16 protein-coding genes are annotated in these 15,466 nt (G+C 58.8%); 8 read left to right on the forward strand and 8 right to left on the reverse strand.

Annotation, left to right across the window (positions count from 1 at the left end; genetic code table 11):
• The first annotated feature begins 80 nt into the window (after nt 1-80).
• On the forward strand, nt 81-683 hold the full coding sequence (locus AC5EFR_RS05410) for a superoxide dismutase (protein ID WP_274836300.1): 603 nt from the start codon (nt 81-83) through the stop codon (nt 681-683).
• Between the two features lie 388 nt (nt 684-1,071).
• Nucleotides 1,072-1,701: an HAD family hydrolase gene (locus AC5EFR_RS05415; protein ID WP_274837051.1), complete on the forward strand. Its 630-nt coding sequence runs from the start codon at nt 1,072-1,074 to the stop codon at nt 1,699-1,701.
• Between the two features lie 127 nt (nt 1,702-1,828).
• On the opposite strand, the gene AC5EFR_RS05420 is transcribed toward AC5EFR_RS05415, so the two are convergent.
• The 5 genes from AC5EFR_RS05420 to pcaD form a co-directional block, all read right to left on the reverse strand.
• Nucleotides 1,829-2,893 (reverse strand): 3-carboxy-cis,cis-muconate cycloisomerase, encoded by a 1,065-nt coding sequence (locus tag AC5EFR_RS05420; RefSeq protein ID WP_076626048.1) that lies wholly within the window; start codon nt 2,891-2,893, stop codon nt 1,829-1,831.
• A 70-nt stretch (nt 2,894-2,963) separates the two neighbouring features.
• On the reverse strand, nt 2,964-3,569 hold the full coding sequence (pcaG, locus tag AC5EFR_RS05425) for a protocatechuate 3,4-dioxygenase subunit alpha (RefSeq protein WP_076626049.1): 606 nt from the start codon (nt 3,567-3,569) through the stop codon (nt 2,964-2,966).
• Between the two features lies 1 nt (nt 3,570).
• A complete protein-coding gene (gene pcaH / locus AC5EFR_RS05430; protein ID WP_076626050.1) occupies nt 3,571-4,299 on the reverse strand; it encodes a protocatechuate 3,4-dioxygenase subunit beta in 729 nt (242 codons plus the stop codon).
• Nucleotides 4,299-4,679: a 4-carboxymuconolactone decarboxylase gene (gene pcaC, locus AC5EFR_RS05435; protein WP_076626051.1), complete on the reverse strand. Its 381-nt coding sequence runs from the start codon at nt 4,677-4,679 to the stop codon at nt 4,299-4,301. Before pcaC ends, pcaH begins: the two co-directional genes overlap by 1 nt.
• Nucleotides 4,676-5,458 (reverse strand): 3-oxoadipate enol-lactonase, encoded by a 783-nt coding sequence (gene pcaD, locus AC5EFR_RS05440; RefSeq protein WP_076626052.1) that lies wholly within the window; start codon nt 5,456-5,458, stop codon nt 4,676-4,678. Before pcaD ends, pcaC begins: the two co-directional genes overlap by 4 nt.
• A 75-nt stretch (nt 5,459-5,533) precedes the next feature.
• Between pcaD and AC5EFR_RS05445 the strand changes: the two genes are divergently transcribed.
• Nucleotides 5,534-6,451 carry a LysR substrate-binding domain-containing protein gene (locus AC5EFR_RS05445; RefSeq protein ID WP_158524502.1) on the forward strand — a complete coding sequence of 306 codons (918 nt, stop codon included), beginning with the start codon at nt 5,534-5,536 and terminating at the stop codon, nt 6,449-6,451.
• 5 nt (nt 6,452-6,456) lie between these two features.
• Here the strand turns inward: AC5EFR_RS05445 and pcaF are convergent, their stop codons facing one another.
• The 3 genes from pcaF to AC5EFR_RS05460 are packed head-to-tail and all read right to left on the reverse strand — an operon-like array spanning nt 6,457 to nt 9,067.
• On the reverse strand, nt 6,457-7,656 hold the full coding sequence (gene pcaF / locus AC5EFR_RS05450) for a 3-oxoadipyl-CoA thiolase (protein WP_076626053.1): 1,200 nt from the start codon (nt 7,654-7,656) through the stop codon (nt 6,457-6,459).
• Nucleotides 7,653-8,330: a 3-oxoacid CoA-transferase subunit B gene (locus tag AC5EFR_RS05455; protein WP_008335453.1), complete on the reverse strand. Its 678-nt coding sequence runs from the start codon at nt 8,328-8,330 to the stop codon at nt 7,653-7,655. Before AC5EFR_RS05455 ends, pcaF begins: the two co-directional genes overlap by 4 nt.
• 17 nt (nt 8,331-8,347) lie before the next feature.
• Nucleotides 8,348-9,067 carry a 3-oxoacid CoA-transferase subunit A gene (locus AC5EFR_RS05460; RefSeq protein WP_076626054.1) on the reverse strand — a complete coding sequence of 240 codons (720 nt, stop codon included), beginning with the start codon at nt 9,065-9,067 and terminating at the stop codon, nt 8,348-8,350.
• A 105-nt stretch (nt 9,068-9,172) separates the two neighbouring features.
• On the opposite strand from AC5EFR_RS05460, the gene AC5EFR_RS05465 reads away from it, so the two are divergent.
• The 5 genes from AC5EFR_RS05465 (at nt 9,173) to AC5EFR_RS05485 (ending at nt 15,378) form a co-directional block, all read left to right on the forward strand.
• On the forward strand, nt 9,173-9,931 hold the full coding sequence (locus AC5EFR_RS05465; protein WP_179949502.1) for an IclR family transcriptional regulator domain-containing protein: 759 nt from the start codon (nt 9,173-9,175) through the stop codon (nt 9,929-9,931).
• 56 nt (nt 9,932-9,987) lie between these two features.
• Nucleotides 9,988-11,466, forward strand: coding sequence for an aldehyde dehydrogenase family protein (locus AC5EFR_RS05470; RefSeq protein ID WP_493574932.1), 1,479 nt, complete (start codon nt 9,988-9,990; stop codon nt 11,464-11,466).
• Nucleotides 11,467-11,592: 126 nt separating this feature from the next.
• Entirely contained in the window at nt 11,593-12,444 is an 852-nt protein-coding gene (nadC, locus tag AC5EFR_RS05475) for a carboxylating nicotinate-nucleotide diphosphorylase (protein WP_102855996.1), read from the forward strand.
• Between the two features lie 130 nt (nt 12,445-12,574).
• Entirely contained in the window at nt 12,575-14,344 is a 1,770-nt protein-coding gene (locus AC5EFR_RS05480; protein WP_099249695.1) for a thiamine pyrophosphate-binding protein, read from the forward strand.
• Nucleotides 14,344-15,378, forward strand: coding sequence for a 2-hydroxyacid dehydrogenase (locus tag AC5EFR_RS05485; RefSeq protein WP_096705150.1), 1,035 nt, complete (start codon nt 14,344-14,346; stop codon nt 15,376-15,378). Before AC5EFR_RS05480 ends, AC5EFR_RS05485 begins: the two co-directional genes overlap by 1 nt.
• Nucleotides 15,379-15,466: the final 88 nt, after the last annotated feature.

The raw sequence follows: 15,466 nt of genomic DNA on the forward strand, positions 1-15,466 counted from the left end.
GATTTAAGGGCAACGCGACACTTGTTTAATTACCCGCTCACGTCCCATGACGCAAGCCGGACCCGATAAGGAGAGACATGATGGCCTTTGAATTGCCCGCCCTAACCTACGACCACGCAGCCCTTGCCGCGCGGGGGATGAGCCAGGAAACGTTGGAATTGCATCACGACAAGCACCATCAGGCCTACGTAACCGCGCTCAACGGCTTTGTGGACGCGAACGCCGACCTGCAAGGCAAGACACTGGAAGAAATCATCGCGCTCACCTATGGCGATGCCGATCGTGCGCCCGTGTTCAACAATGCGGGCCAACACTGGAACCACATTCATTTCTGGAACGCACTTTCGCCTGCGGGTGGCGGCATCCCGGGTAAACTCGAAGGCAAGATTGTCGATGCCTTCGGTTCGGTCGAGCAATTCAAGGCCGATTTCAAGACCGCAGCCATCGGTCAGTTCGGCTCCGGCTGGGCATGGCTGATCCAGAAATCCGATGGCACATTGGCCGTCACCAAAACACCGAACGGCGTGAACCCGCTGGCTACAGGAGAGGGCACGACGCTGCTGGGCCTCGATGTCTGGGAACACAGCTACTACGTCGACTTCCGCAACCGGCGGCCCGACTATGTGACCAACTTCCTCGACAACCTGGCGAATTACGAATTTGCCGAAGCCAACCTCGCCTGAACGCGAGTCGGTCTCGGCGTCGGGGCCCAGTTTGAAACAGGCTTTCTGCGTTCCGAGTCGGCTCGACAATTCGATGCGTATCGGCCATTTCTTGATCTCAAACTCAAGAGAAGACCAAGTGAATACTCTTCTCGGATCTCACGTCAGACTTATGTAGGGCCTCCTTCAGTTGCCTTCCTCAAAAAAAGGCCTGGGGACAGCCGGCTCAAGCGAAGGAGAGTCACCAATTAGTGACCTAGCGACGGCGCATGGCAGAACGTTTGGAGGTGGGTGACACCGGGTGTAGCGCGGCTTATAGCATGAAATCGTCCAAGCAGTTTGGGCGATTATTCTCAAACAAGGAGGACGGGAACTGGATTTGCCAATTTCGCGACGCGCACCGAAACTCGTGATTTTTGACTGTGACGGTGTGCTCGTAGACTCCGAGCCGACCTTCAATCGCGTGCTGCACGCTTATTTGCTTTCGACTGGCGCAAGCTTGTCACTCGTTGAATGCCACGGCTTGTTCGTCGGCAAGAGCAGACATGATGTCGAACGTTATGTGAGCGAAAGGGGATTGCGCCTTCCTGCGAAATGGCCACACGACTTCTACGACAGAGTTCTCGAAGCCCTCGGAAAAGAGGTCGAGCCGATCCCGGGCGCCCGTGAGGCGGTGACGTTGATTTCGTCGGCTGGCATTCCGCTCTGCGTAGCCTCAAATGGGCTTCTGGCAAAGATGCGTGTCACACTGGAACGGTCGGGGCTGCTTCCCTGGTTCGAAGGAAATATGTTTTCGGCTTATGATGTCGGCGCCAGCAAACCCGCGCCCGATGTGTTTTTGCATGCGGCCGAAATGAATGGCGTTGCGCCAGAGGATTGCGTGGTAGTCGAAGATAGCATGAGCGGATTCGAGGCGGCCTCCAACGCTGCGATGACCTGTTTTGCCTACCTCCCGAAGACAGCTTTGAATCCAGAGAACGTCTTCGGTGCGCGACGGCTAACCGATATGGCTGACCTGCCGAAACTGTTGGGGCTTTGAGTGGTCAATCCATAGACGGCAACCAGCTTCGCATGGACCGGACGACGTATACCCGGCTGCAAATCTCCATCGGAACAAACAAAGTTTGTGACCTGCGAAGGAACACGGCCATCAAACAAGATAGTTGTTAAATTTTTGTATCCGCTTCACCAATTCTTGTTATTGATTGACTGAGCGAGCAGCATGCACCCAACCCCCTCGCGGTTGCCATCAGCATTTGGGGGAGGACCATCCACTCCAAAGCCCAGGCTGCACCCGACCGTTCCTGTTCATGGATCAAGGCATGATGCATAGCCGAGACCTGTACCGAATTGAACCGTGCCAACGTCACCAAGAGCTCGGCAGCAATCGGGTTGTTCTTGTGAGGCATGGCGGACGAGGTACCACCTCCTGAAATCGCGATCACACCGATGCCTTGCTGCGCCATGAGGGCGATGTCCTGCCCAATCTTGCCTAGAGTGCCAGAAATCATTGAAAGCAGAGACGCATATTCCACAATCCCGTCACGCATCGTGTGCCAGGCCTTTTTAGTCGGCGCAAGATCGAGCTGGTTGGCGACATCGGCGACAACTTCATCCGCCTTATTTCGGAGAGCCTTGCGGTCGCCGGAGGCCCCGCCAATCTGTACCCGCTCGATACGGGGACGGATTTGATCCAGCCGCACCCGATGCTCGGCCAAAGGCAGGCGCCAGGGTAGAACCCGATCACGTACCTTGATCACCGTGGCGGCCTGCATTCTTGTGCGCCCCATTAACGGTTCATCCCCGAACCGCTCTTCTAGCTCCTTGAGGAATTTCTCCAATTCAATCAATCTGTTGGTGATGAGCAATGAAGCCTCTCGCAGAACCAGGACTGTCGTGGTGTCGACCACATCCTGAGAAGTAGCGCCCATGTGGACGGCTTCTTCAGGTGCGATAGCCTTAAGCTGTTTGACCAGACTCGGCACCGGCAGACCATCCTGCGCCGTACCTTTGGTAAGATCGGTTAGATCGGGTTTGGCAACTTCGATTGCTTGTGCAGCTGTCTCGGCCAGAGTTGCGTCAATCAGTCCTGCCCGGCCACAGGCCCGCGACCATGCCGCCTCGAAGGCGAGCATGTGCTGAAGATGCCGTTCCGGAGAGAGGATCGCTGCCATAGCGTCATCGCCGAACAGACCGGATAGCCACGGACTCTCAAACACTGAAGCGCTCATAGCGAGCTCCTTATGGTGCGCCGAAAGCGCGGGATGACCAATCTATATGATGCCGCTTTTCCCGATCTGGTCAGATGTCGAGGAAAACCGTCTCGCCCTCGCCCTGTAGTCGAATGTCGAAGCGGTACTTGCCGTCGCCGGTTTTCTTGGCGATCAGGGTATTCACCCGTGGTCGCTGTTCGATTCGGATCAGCAACGGGTCATTGGCGTTGTCCTCGTCTTCGAAATAGATCCGGGTATTGAGACCTACGTTAATCCCACGTGCGACGACCCAAAGGGAAATATGAGGCGCGCTCTCGACTCCACCGCGCCCCTGGTAAGAGCCAGGTTTGACTGTGCGCAAGGTAAACTCGCCGCTTTCCGCGTCGGCCGCAAAGCGGCAATGGCCTGTAAAGGCCGGATCGGCGCTTTTATCGCCCGGAAACACGCCCCCAGCATCGCATTGCCAGCTCTCGATCAACGCATCTCGCATCGCCCAGCCGGTGCCGTCAAATACGGAGCCAACGATCTCAACGATCTCACCCTTGGCCTTGCTTTCATCCAGAAAAGGCGTGGTGCCAATCTCTTCGTCATAGTATCCTGCGTTTCCCGCATAGGTAGGCATCAGGCCGATATGGACATAAGGACCCGCCGTTTGCGAGGCGCTTTCGATCAGTGTTTCAAGTTTCTGAACCATTTCACATGCCCTCCAGCTTGTTTTCAAACATGGTCTGACGGCGACCCCGCAAAACAATGTCAAATTTATAGGCGAGAAAATCGAGTGGGCGCGATTTCGAGAAATCGAGCGGCGCGACCAGCCGGTCGAGCTGGCTGCGATCCTTGATGGTCGCGGCGATCGGGCAGTGATTGATGAGCGGATCGCCCTCGAAATACATCTGCGAGATTAACCTTTGGCCGAAGCTGTGGCCAAATATCGAAAAGTGGATGTGCATCGGACGCCAGTCATTGGCACGGTTAGGCCAGGGGTAAGCCCCTGGACGAATGGTCAAGAATTCGTAGTATCCGTTTTCATCCGTGATGGTCCGACCGCAGCCGCCGAAATTTGGGTCGAGCGGTGCGAAATAGGTGTCTTTCTTGTGCCGGTAGCGCCCACCCGCATTAGCCTGCCAGATCTCTATTAGCGCGTTCGGTATCGGGCGGTTCATCTCGTCCAGCAAGCGGCCATGCACCAGGATGCGTTCGCCCACGGCGGGAGCAGCACCCTTTGTCCAGTTCAAGATCAGGTTGTTGTCGAGCGCGCCGAGCTTCGTGTGGCCGAATCTCGGACCAGTCTCTTCCGAGGGAGTGCTCTCCATCGAAAGCAACGGCAGGAAGGGCGAGCGCGCGACGCTCGTTTTGTAGCCAGGATCATAGGGCTCGGGGTGGATCGCGCGGTTGCGCGGAATCAGTGGTCCATGGTCAGTCATTAGATACTTTCCTCCATTTCCGCATAAGTCTGCTTGGCCAGCTTTAGCGCGTGGTTGGCTTTCGGCACGCCAGCATAGATCGCGACGTGTTGCAGCGCCTCGGCGACATCCGCTTTCGAGGCACCGGTATTGGCGGTAGCCCGGATATGCATTGGAATTTCCTCGAAATTTCCTGTCGCGGCCAGCAGTGCGAGGGTCAACATCGAGCGTTCGCGTCGGGTGATCCGCTCCGACGCCCAAACAGTTCCCCATGCGCTTTCGGTGATCAACGACTGAAACGGCAAGTCGAATTCGGTCTTGCCTGCCTCTGCCCGGTCCACATGGGCCTCGCCCAGCACCTCGCGGCGCACTTGCATGCCTTTGTCGAACGTCTCTGTCATGGGATGATCCTTTCCACGAAATTCATCAGGGTGTGGGCAAATACCTTTGGCTGCTCTACCGCAGGAAGATGGCCGGAGCGGTCGAACATGACTAAATCGGAGCGGGGCAGGGCGGCGGCGAGCTTTTCGACCACGTCCGGCGGCGTCGCCTGATCGTGATAGCCGCCGATCACCAGCGCGGGCTGGGTGATTTCGCGAAGGCGGTCGGTGATGTCGGTGCCGGCGATCGCCGCGCAAGTGGCTATATAGCCTTCCGTATCTGTCCGGGTGAGCAGCGCCCGCCACAGATCGGTTTCAAGAGTCGCAAGCATATCGGGGCCGAACCACCGCTGTAGGATGCCGTCTGCCATTGCCGCCATGCCATTAGTGCGTACACCCTCGATCCGACTCAGCCAGCTATCCGCATTTCCCAGCATTGGGGCGGTATTCGAAAGCACCAAGCCGATCACCCTATCCGGCGCCATGAGCGCGATGTGCTGCGCGATCAGGCCGCCGATGGAGCAACCGACGATCACCGCCTGAGCGAGACCGATATGGTCCATCGCGGCCAGCACGTCCTCGGCCAGCTCTGGAATGCCATATCCCCGCGGCGCGGTACTGCTCAGCCCGTGACCGCGCTTGTCCATGCGCAAGTTCGACCAGCCCGCGGGTAGAAGCGCGACGACATCGTCCCACATCCGCAGGTCTGTGCCGAGCGAATTGATGAAGACAAGCGCGACACCTTCGCCGTCAGTGGCGCGCAGATGCGTGGTGCCCCAATCGCGTTTCAATGCCTGCATGGTATCCTCCTGCCGATAATTTGGCATAACTTTTCCCTTTACAAAAATATGATCTTGGCCAAAAGCTATAACCAAATGGATATACCTAATGGTCTGAAACTGCGCCATCTCGAAGCTTTCCTGACCGTTGCTCAAGCCGGAACAATCTCTGCTGCGGCGCGGCAACGGAACGTGTCGCAGCCGGCATTGTCAAAAACGATCTCGGAACTGGAGGGGCTGCTTGGCGCGCATCTCTTCGAGCGTACAGGGCGGCGGGCCGTCTTAACCCCGGCAGGTGAGAATTTTCGTGCTCATGCCCGCGCCGCGCTGCAAAGCCTCGAGGCAGGGGTGCGCGACCTGTCGGGGCAGGTGGCGGCGGGGCTGGTGAAGGTTGGGTTGCTGCCGACCGTGGCCGGTGGGTTCTTCCCCTCGGTCGCTCTTGCATTCTCGCAGGCGCGCCCGGATGCGCGGATCGGTATAATCACTGGGCCGAACCACTACCTGCTCGAACGACTGCGCGGCGGCAAGATTGACCTTATGGTCGGGCGCATGCCACGGGCAGCCGACATGGCAGGCCTGTCTTTCGAGTATCTCTATGACGAGCCGATCTTGCTGGTGGCGCGCGCCGGACATCCAGCGCTGGATCTGCCGGTGACCGACGCTCTGCTACGCTATCCCCTCATCCTGCCCAACCCCGGTGCGATCATTCGTCAGAGCGTGGATCAATACCTTGCCGCGATGGGGTTATCCGATCTCACACCGGTGTTCGAGACGGTGGCCCTGCCGGCGGCGCAAACGCTTCTCGAAGGTTCTGAGATGCTCTGGTTCATCTCGCGCGGCGTCGTGGCGCGGGAAATTGCGCGCGGCAGCCTTGCTGCGCTCGATCTAAAGTCGGATTACATGGCCGGGGCGGTTGGTCTGACACGCAAGTTCACGTTCGACGAAGACAGCCATGCCGATCTGCTGGCGCGGCTTCTGCACCGGCGGGTTGAAGAGGATTGCGCCCGTCGTTGAGCCAGTCAGACGGCTTCTAGCGCAATAGCAATACCCTGTCCTACACCGATACACATGGTGGATAGCGATTTCTCACCAGGCTTGAGGTCAAGCATCGCGGTGCCAGTAATCCGCGCACCCGACATGCCCAGCGGATGACCCAACGCGATTGCCCCGCCATTGGGGTTCACACGCACGTCATCATCAGCAATCCCAAGATTACGCAACGTGGCGAGGCCCTGCGAGGCGAAAGCTTCGTTAAGCTCAATCACTGCGAACTCCTCTTGGCGCAGGCCAAGACGCGCCAGAAGCTTTCTCGAGGCCGGAGCCGGGCCGAAGCCCATGATGCGCGGCGCCACGCCGGCGGTTGCCCCGCCGAGCACTCTGGCGATCGGCTTAAGCCCATGCTTTTCGGCAGCTTCTTTCGTCGAAAGGATCAAAGCGGCAGACCCGTCATTCACGCCAGAGGCGTTGCCCGCTGTCACAGTGCCATCGGCTTTCACGAAGGGCCGAAGTTTTTTCAGGCCTTCGTATGTAGTCGTGGAACGCGGATGCTCGTCGGTGTCGATGACCAGAGGATCACCTTTGCGCTGCGGGATCGTAACCGGCACGATCTCCTGGGCCAAACGGCCATTGACTTGGGCTTTGGCCGCTTTCTGCTGCGAGCGCAAGGCGAAGGCATCCTGATCGGGGCGCGAGATGCCAAAATCTTCGGCCACATTCTCTGCCGTCTCGGGCATGCTGTCGACGCCATATTGTTCCTTCATCAGCTTGTTAACGAAACGCCAGCCGATAGTGGTGTCGTGGACCTCATTGGCCCGCGAGAAGGCGGAGGTGGCCTTGGGCATCACGAATGGCGCGCGCGACATGCTCTCTACCCCTCCGGCGACAAGCAGCTCGGCCTCGCCGGATTTGATCGCCCGAGCTGCAGTGATGACCGCATCCATACCCGAGCCGCAAAGTCGGTTCATCGTCGTACCCGGCACCGTCTCGGGATAGCCTGCGAGAAGCAGCGCCATGCGGGCGACGTTGCGGTTGTCTTCGCCAGCCTGATTGGCGCAGCCGAAGATCACCTCGTCGATCGCGGCAAGGTCGAGGCCCGGATTGCGCGCGGCAATGGCCCGAAGCGGAATCGCGGCAAGGTCGTCAGCGCGGACGGAGGAAAGCGCACCGCCAAAGCGGCCGATTGGTGTGCGGATGTAGTCGCATATGTATACGTCAGTCATGAGATTCCCTCGGGAACATTGAGTTCGGCAACTTCGCCAACAATGTGCAACGTCGCGCCAGTCACCGCCTGCAAGGCGTCCAAAGTGATGCCCGGCAGTTTTTCACGAAGCACGAATTTGCTATCTTCGATGTCAATCACGGCCAGAGAGGTGTAGACGCGGGTCACGCACCCGACGCCTGTCAGCGGGAAAGTACAGGCCTCGACCAGTTTCGGGCCGCCATCCTTGGTTACATGGTCAGTTACAACCGCCACACGCTTGGCCCCATGCACAAGGTCCATTGCTCCACCCACGGCCGGCACGCCTTTGGTGCCTACGCGCCAGTTCGCCAGATCGCCGTTCTGGGCGACCTGATACGCGCCAAGAACGGCCAGATCGAGGTGGCCACCGCGCACCATCGAAAAGCTGTCGGCATGATGGAAAAAGGATGCACCGGGCTTCAATGTAATCGCCTTTTTGCCCGCATTAATAAGATCCCAGTCTTCCTGTCCCTCCGCAGGGGCTTTTCCGAATCCCAGCACGCCGTTCTCGGTATGATAGGTTACATCGCGGCCATCGGGCTGGAACTTGGCGATCATCTCGGGAAATCCGATACCGAGGTTCACATAGGAACCATCTTCGATATCCTGAGCGGCACGCCACGCGATCTGCGCGTTCGTCAGTTTGTCTTCCATTAAATTGAAACCGGACATCAGTAGACCACCCCCCTACGCACGAGTACTTCTTCTTGTTGAGGCGCGGGAACCTCGACAATCTTGTCGACGAAGATTCCGGGGGTAACTACCGCCTCAGGATCGATGGAGCCGGGTGCGCGGAGGTTGGAGACCTGCGCAATCGTGCGATCGGCAGCCATCGCCATCAACGGATTGAAGTTCCGGCCAGCCAAACGATAGGTAAGGTTGCCGGTCTCGTCACCATCATGGCCTTTGATCAGGGCGAAGTCGGCCTTCAACCACAACTCTTGCACGTACATCTTGCCGTCGAACGTCTCTGTCGGCTTGCCTTCGGCAAGCTCGGTACCAAAAGAAGTTGGCGTATAAAAAGCGGGAATGCCTGCTCCGCGCGCGCGAATGCGTTCGGCCAATGTACCCTGCGGGATCAACTCGAGCTCGATTTCGCCTGCCAGGTATTTTTCGTTGAATGCCTCGGCGTTGGAGCTGCGCGGGAAAGAGCAGATCATCTTCCTGACCATCCCCGCTTTGATCATCGCGGCGATTCCGATCGCGCCGTTTCCCGCGTTATTGTTTATCACGGTAAGATTCTTGGGGCTGCCGGTGGCACGAAAGCGGTCGATTAAAGCGTGGATCAGTTCGATCGGGGCTCCGGAGCCTCCAAAGCCACCGATCATAACCTGTACGCCATCGGGGATATCCGCAACCGCGTCAGCGAGGCTGGGCGATGTTTTGTTCATCAGGATCCTCCTTAGATACCCTTCGAAATATCCCTAGATTACCGCCGTAGCGAGTAAAATGTTCATATATTGATCTTTTTTCAACATGTGTATATCAGCGTTCGCATGTTGAACAATCCCACCGACTACATCGCATCGCTCGCCAAGGGGCTGAAAGTGATCGAAGCCTTCGGACCCACATCCCCGCGTCTTTCGATATCCGAAGCTGCCGTCGCCAGTGGCTTGGATCGCGCTGCTACGCGACGCGTACTGTTGACGCTCCACCGCGAAGGTTACGCCGACTATGACGGTAAGTTTTTTACTCTTACCCCGCGCATCCTACGGCTCGGAGTGGCCGCACTTGCTTCCCTACCGCTCTCGCAGATTGTCCAACCTTGGCTTGACCAACTCTCCGAGCAAATTGGTCAAAGCTGTTCCGTGGCACTGCTCGATGAGACCGAGATCGTGTATATCGCGCGCGCGGCGCAGAAACGTGTGATGTCCATCGGGCTCATGCCTGGGTCACGACTCCCCGCCCATTGCACCTCGATGGGAAGGGTTCTGTTGGCTGCGCTGCCTCGCGAAGAGGCTGACCTGCTTGTCAGACGCTCGGACCTTACCCCGCGGACCAAGTTCTCAATACTCGACCCAGTTCTGACCTTGTGCCGGATCGATGCTGCGAGAGAGGACGGATATGCGTTTGTGGACCAGGAAGTGGAAACGGGCTTACGGTCAATCGCTGTTCCGCTGAATGATCGCAAGGGTTTGACCGTCGCTGCTCTCAATATCGGTTTGTCGTCTGCCGGCTGGACACCGAAGCAGACGATTGAAACATACTTGCCGCACTTGCTTGGCGTCCAATCGGCCCTCGGGCGGGTTCTCTGATTGACATTATTTAGAAGTCTAAGTTATTAGGACCTCAAGCCGGGAGGATACCTTAGATGGAAAATCTGAAACTAGACGCGAAGCTCTCTCTTCAAGAACCAGCCCATCTCTACTACGGCGGCGCATGGGTGCCGCCACTAGAGGGAAAGTACGAAGACACTTTCAACCCAGGAACCGGCGAGCGGATCGGGTCGGTTGCGACGGCAAGTCGCGCCGATGTCGATGCGGCGGTTGCGGCAGCGAAAGAAGGGTTCGAGGTATGGCGGGATGTTGTGCCGCTGGAACGCGCACGTATCCTGAAGGAAATCGCAAATCTCTTGCGAAAGCATGGCGATGAACTGGCGATGATGGACGCTGCAAACTGTGGCAACCCCTATACTGAAATGCGCGGCGACGCCGCGATTGCGGCAGCGCAGATGGAGTTTTTCGCCGGTCTTGTGACCGAAATGAAGGGCGATACGATCCCTATGGGACCAGAGCGCATCAACATGACCCTACGCCAGCCGATGGGCGTGGCTGCACGGATTCTTGCCTTTAATCACCCGTTCATGTTCTGCGGCGGAAAGATGGCAGCGCCTCTGGCCGCAGGCAATGCCGTCATCATCAAGCCGCCGGTTCAGGCTCCGTTGTCTTCGCTGCGGCTGGCGGAGCTCATCGATGGCCTGCTGCCTAAAGGCACGTTCAATGTTCTGCCGGGCGGCGTCGAGGCAGGAGCTGGGCTGGCCGAACATCCCGACGTCGCCAAGGTCACACTCATCGGCTCCGTACCCGCGGGCCGGGCGGTGATGCGCAGCGCGAGCGACACCGTCAAACCAGTGCTGCTCGAACTCGGCGGCAAGAACGCGCTGATCGCCTATCCGGACAGCGATCCGAAGATGATCGCCGATGCGATCGTCGGCGGCATGAATTTCGGCTGGTGCGGGCAATCTTGCGGATCGACGAGCCGCGCTTTCTTGCATGTAGACATCCACGATGCGGTCATCTCGCATCTCAAAGCGGCTGTCGAACGGTACAAGCCAGGCATTCCGACAGAGCCGGAGACCACGATGGGGGCGATCGTCAGCCGGACACAGTTCGATCGGATCATGGACTTCATCGAATCCGCCATGAGCGAAGGCGCGCGTGCCGTAACCGGCGGCCATGCGGTGACCGAAGGTGCGCTGGCACAGGGAAGCTTCATCGCGCCGACGATTTTTGCGGATGTAACGCCGCAGATGCGTATCGCCCGTGAAGAGATTTTCGGGCCAGTTCTTGCGGTTCGCAAATGGTCGGACGAAGATTCCATGCTGAACGAGGTCAATGCACTTGAGCTTGGGCTGACCTGCGCAATTTGGACTCGGGACTTGGTGACGGCTCATCGTACGGCTGCACGCGTCGAGGCCGGGTTTGTTTGGGTTAACGAAGTTGGCCGGCATTTCCTTGGTGCCCCGTTCGGTGGGGTCAAACAATCGGGTATCGGGCGCGAAGAAGGTATTGGCGAGCTGATTTCCTTCACCCATGAAAAGAATGTGCATATCAATCTGTCGGGTCAGTGACCCGGTGCGTAGGTAATGTGCGAACGGGGTCTGGGATCCAAAAGCTTTTTCTTTATTGATTGCTTTGGCCGGGATGAGACCATCCCTTCCTACCCTTTCTGCAAACCGACAAGGATCTGAAAAATAATGAGCAATGTTGCGAACGTCCCCGATATCATCCTCGAACCTATGGTTCGGAACGCCATTGTGGAGGACCTGGGTGCAGCAGGCGACGTGACAACCCGTTCCGTTCTGCCTGAAGGCACGCGCTATAAGGCGCAAATGCGTGCACGGCAGGACGCGGTTGTCTCTGGGATGCAGGTGGCCTCTCTGGCGTTTCGGCTGATTGATCCCGATCTTATTGTCGAGACTGTTGTTGCGGATGGTACGGCCTGCAAAGCGGGCGATACCTTGATGTGTATAGAGGGATCGGCGGCGTCGATCCTTGCCGCAGAGCGTGTTGCCCTGAACTTTGCCGGGCGGTTGTCCGGGACGGCAACTTTGACAGCGTCCTATGTGCAGGAACTTGCGGGTACCAAGACACGTATCACCTGTACGCGCAAAACCACACCGGGGCTGAAACTTGTCGAGAAGCTCGCCATTTTGCATGGCGGCGGCCACAATCACCGGTTTTCCCTATCTGATGCGATCCTGATCAAGGACAACCATATCGCAGCGGCTGGTGGCATCAAACAGGTGTTGGAAGCCGTTCAGCGAAATGTGGGTCACATGGTCGTGGTCGAGATCGAGATCGACGGTTTGCATCAGTTGGACGAGGTGCTTCAGACCGGGGGCGCAGATGTCATCATGTTTGACAATATGTCGACCGAAGACATGGCCGAAGCCGTAAAGCGCATTGACGGGCGGGCGAAGACAGAAGCCAGCGGGAATGTGACCCTTGGCCGTTTGCGCGAAATCGCATCGGCAAATGTGGATTATATTTCCTCCGGTGCTTTGACCCATTCGGCGGGGACCGTCGATTTCGGTTTGGATTTCTGATCCTCTGAACCACTCCAGACTGTCAGTGCTGAACAATTCCCGTCCTTTCGGCGGACAACGAAATCTTATTTGGTGCGCCTTTCCAAATGGGGTTGCCGCACCAACACATCGTAAAGAGAGGTCTGAAGATATGAGTGAAGGAATTCCATTGCCGGTTGAGCGCCCAGTATCGTCGGATAGTTTGGGAGTTTGGGGTAGCGATGTATTTGCGGATATGTTGCGAGGTTTGGGGGTGAAGTATGTTGCGCTGAACCCTGGGTCGAGCTTTCGAGGTTTGCACGACAGCCTTGTGAACCACCTTGGTAATGAAGATCCGCAGATGCTGTTGTGTCTGCACGAAGAGCATGCGGTTGCGATTGCGCATGGCTATGCGAAAGTGACGGGGGAGCCATTGGCGGTGATCCTGCACAGCAATGTGGGTCTGATGCACGGGACGATGGCGATCTTCAACGCATGGTGTGATCGGGTTCCTGTGCTGATCTATGGTGCGACGGGGCCGGTTGATGCGGCGCTGCGGCGTCCTTGGATTGACTGGCTGCATACCTGCCGTGACCAGGCGTCGATGATCCGGAATTATGTGAAATGGGACGATCAGCCTGGCTCGATGGAGGCGGCGCTGGAATCGATGTTGCGGGCGGATGTGATTGCGCGGAGCGAGCCGAAAGGGCCGACCTATGTGAACTTTGATGTGTCGATCCAGGAAAAGCAGCACGCGCAGGCCCCGGCGCTGCCGGATTTTGCGCGTTACCAGCCGCCTTTGCCTGCGGCTCCTTCGGCCGAAGGCGTGGCACGTGCGGCGGACCTGCTGAAGAACGCCAAGGCGCCTGTGGTGCTGGCGGGGCGGGTGTCGCGCGATCCGGCGGATTGGGCGCGGCGTGTGGCCTTTGTCGAGGGGCTGGGGGCGAAGGTTCTGACGGATATCCGGATCGGGGCGTCTTTCCCGACGGATCACCCGCAGCATCGGGGTAAACCAGCCTTCTTCATCGACGACGCGGCGGGCGCGGTGCTGCGCGAGGCCGATGTGATCCTGAGCCTGGACTGGCTGGATGTCGCGGGTACGCTGAAACTGGCGGGCGAAGTGACGGCGCAGGTGATCCAGGCGTCGCTGGATTATCAGCTGCACAATGGCTGGGGGATGGAGCATCAGGCGCTGCCTGCGCTGGATCTGCACCTGGCCTGTGGCCCGGATGTTGCGATGCATGCGATTGCCGATGCCCTGGGTGTAGGGGCGGGCGAGATGCCCGGTGATTTGCCGGTCAAACCCGCGCTGAACGCCCCCGATGCAGATGTTGAGCTTGATATCATGACGCTGGCCGGGGCGCTTGGCGAAGGTTTGGAAGGTGTCTGTGCCAGCTTTGTGCGTTTGCCGTTGGGTTGGGCGGGCGAGGCGTGGCACTTCCGTCATCCGCTGGACTTCCTGGGTTCGGATGGCGGCGCGGGGATCGGCTCGGGTCCTGGGATGCTGATCGGGGCGGCGCTGGCGCTGAAAGACAGCGACCGGCTGCCTGTTGCGGTTCTTGGGGACGGCGACTTCATGATGGCGGCCTCGGCATTTTGGACGGCGGCGCATTATGGCACTCCGTTCCTGGCGGTGGTGTCGAACAATCGCTCGTTCTACAATGACGAGGTGCACCAGGAACGCGTGGCCGTGGCCCGCAACCGCCCGGTCGAGAACAAGTGGATCGGCCAGCGTATCGGTGATCCGGATATCGACATTGCCGGAGTTGCGCGGGCGCAGGGCTGCGAAGGGATCGGCCCGGTCTTTACCGCGGGCGAGCTGGTCGAGGCGATCAAACAGGGCGTCGAGATGGTGCGCGCGGGCAAGAGCGTAGTGATCGATGCACGTGTCCAGCCGGGGTATAACCCCAACATGGTCGCTGGCCTGACGCGGAGCGACTGATGATGACCCCGAAGATCTATATTGCGCAGGATCCTGTGCTGGAAGAGGTGTTGGACACCGCAACGGATCGGCTGCGGGCCGAAGGCTGGGAGGTCGTTCGCGGCCCCCAGATCACCCCGGGTGTTCCGCTGCGGCTGACGGGAGAGCAACGGCAGGCGCTGCTGTCGGACGTTGATATCATCGTGGCCAGCTCGCGGTCGCGGCTGAGCGAGGCGGATCTGGATGCCTCGCCACGGCTGCGGGCGCTGGTCTTTCCGACGATCGGGGTGGATGCGGTCGATCTGGAGGCCTGTGCCGCGCGTGGTCTGATCGTGGCCAATGGTGCAACGCCCGAGAACTTTCTGGCGATGTCAGAGGCGACAGTGATGCTGATGCTGGTGCTGCTGTACCGGCTGCATGAATCCGAACGCCTGCTACGCGAAAATGCGGGCCGGCCGCAGCAGATGTATGCGCGGATGGTGCGGGGCCGGACGATCGGCCTGATCGGGTCTGGCCGGATTGGGGCCGGGGTGATCGAGCGACTGCTGGCGTTCGAGCCGGCACAGATCCTGGTGCACGATCCGTTCCTGACACCGGATACCGCGCCTACGGGCGTACGGTTGGTGGAGCGCGACGCGCTGCTGACCACGTGTGATGTGGTGAGCCTGCATGTGCCGTTGAACGCGCAGACACGGGGCATGATTGGCGAGGCTGAACTGCGCATGATGAAGCCGGATGCGGTTCTGATCAACACCTCGCGCGGGGGTCTCATTGACGAGGATGCGCTGGTGCGGGTGATGACCGCAGGGCACCTGGCTGGTGCGGGGCTGGACGTGACGGAAACCGAACCGCTGCCCGCCGACCACCCGCTGCGCGGCCTCGACCGGGTGATCCTCACCCCGCATATCCTGGGCCACACCATTGATCTCTACACGGTCATGCCCGACGTCCTCGTCGAAAACGCAACACGCATCATGAAAGGTGGTCTGCCGACATATGTCAGGAACCCCGATGTGGTGGAACGCTGGCGACAAAAGTTGAACGATCTGAACTGACCAGCCCCTCCGCGCGAACGGTGTGCACAGCTGAACTGCAGAGCCTATGTTCCTTGCACCTATTGAATGGCCGTGAACCGCGCCGGGT

The organism is Pelagimonas sp. (assembly GCF_058892305.1).

Excerpts from the sequence above, each read along its gene's own strand:
- AC5EFR_RS05410 (WP_274836300.1), top strand. The coding sequence starts at position 81 with ATGGCCTTTGAATTGCCCGCCCTAACCTACGACCACGCAGCCCTTGCC.
- AC5EFR_RS05420 (WP_076626048.1), bottom strand. The coding sequence starts at position 2,893 with ATGAGCGCTTCAGTGTTTGAGAGTCCGTGGCTATCCGGTCTGTTCGGC.
- pcaG (WP_076626049.1), bottom strand. The coding sequence starts at position 3,569 with ATGGTTCAGAAACTTGAAACACTGATCGAAAGCGCCTCGCAAACGGCG.
- pcaH (WP_076626050.1), bottom strand. The coding sequence starts at position 4,299 with ATGACTGACCATGGACCACTGATTCCGCGCAACCGCGCGATCCACCCC.
- pcaC (WP_076626051.1), bottom strand. The coding sequence starts at position 4,679 with ATGACAGAGACGTTCGACAAAGGCATGCAAGTGCGCCGCGAGGTGCTG.
- pcaD (WP_076626052.1), bottom strand. The coding sequence starts at position 5,458 with ATGCAGGCATTGAAACGCGATTGGGGCACCACGCATCTGCGCGCCACT.
- AC5EFR_RS05445 (WP_158524502.1), top strand. The coding sequence starts at position 5,534 with ATGGATATACCTAATGGTCTGAAACTGCGCCATCTCGAAGCTTTCCTG.
- pcaF (WP_076626053.1), bottom strand. The coding sequence starts at position 7,656 with ATGACTGACGTATACATATGCGACTACATCCGCACACCAATCGGCCGC.
- AC5EFR_RS05455 (WP_008335453.1), bottom strand. The coding sequence starts at position 8,330 with ATGGAAGACAAACTGACGAACGCGCAGATCGCGTGGCGTGCCGCTCAG.
- AC5EFR_RS05460 (WP_076626054.1), bottom strand. The coding sequence starts at position 9,067 with ATGAACAAAACATCGCCCAGCCTCGCTGACGCGGTTGCGGATATCCCC.
- AC5EFR_RS05465 (WP_179949502.1), top strand. The coding sequence starts at position 9,173 with ATGTTGAACAATCCCACCGACTACATCGCATCGCTCGCCAAGGGGCTG.
- AC5EFR_RS05470 (WP_493574932.1), top strand. The coding sequence starts at position 9,988 with ATGGAAAATCTGAAACTAGACGCGAAGCTCTCTCTTCAAGAACCAGCC.
- nadC (WP_102855996.1), top strand. The coding sequence starts at position 11,593 with ATGAGCAATGTTGCGAACGTCCCCGATATCATCCTCGAACCTATGGTT.
- AC5EFR_RS05480 (WP_099249695.1), top strand. The coding sequence starts at position 12,575 with ATGAGTGAAGGAATTCCATTGCCGGTTGAGCGCCCAGTATCGTCGGAT.
- AC5EFR_RS05485 (WP_096705150.1), top strand. The coding sequence starts at position 14,344 with ATGATGACCCCGAAGATCTATATTGCGCAGGATCCTGTGCTGGAAGAG.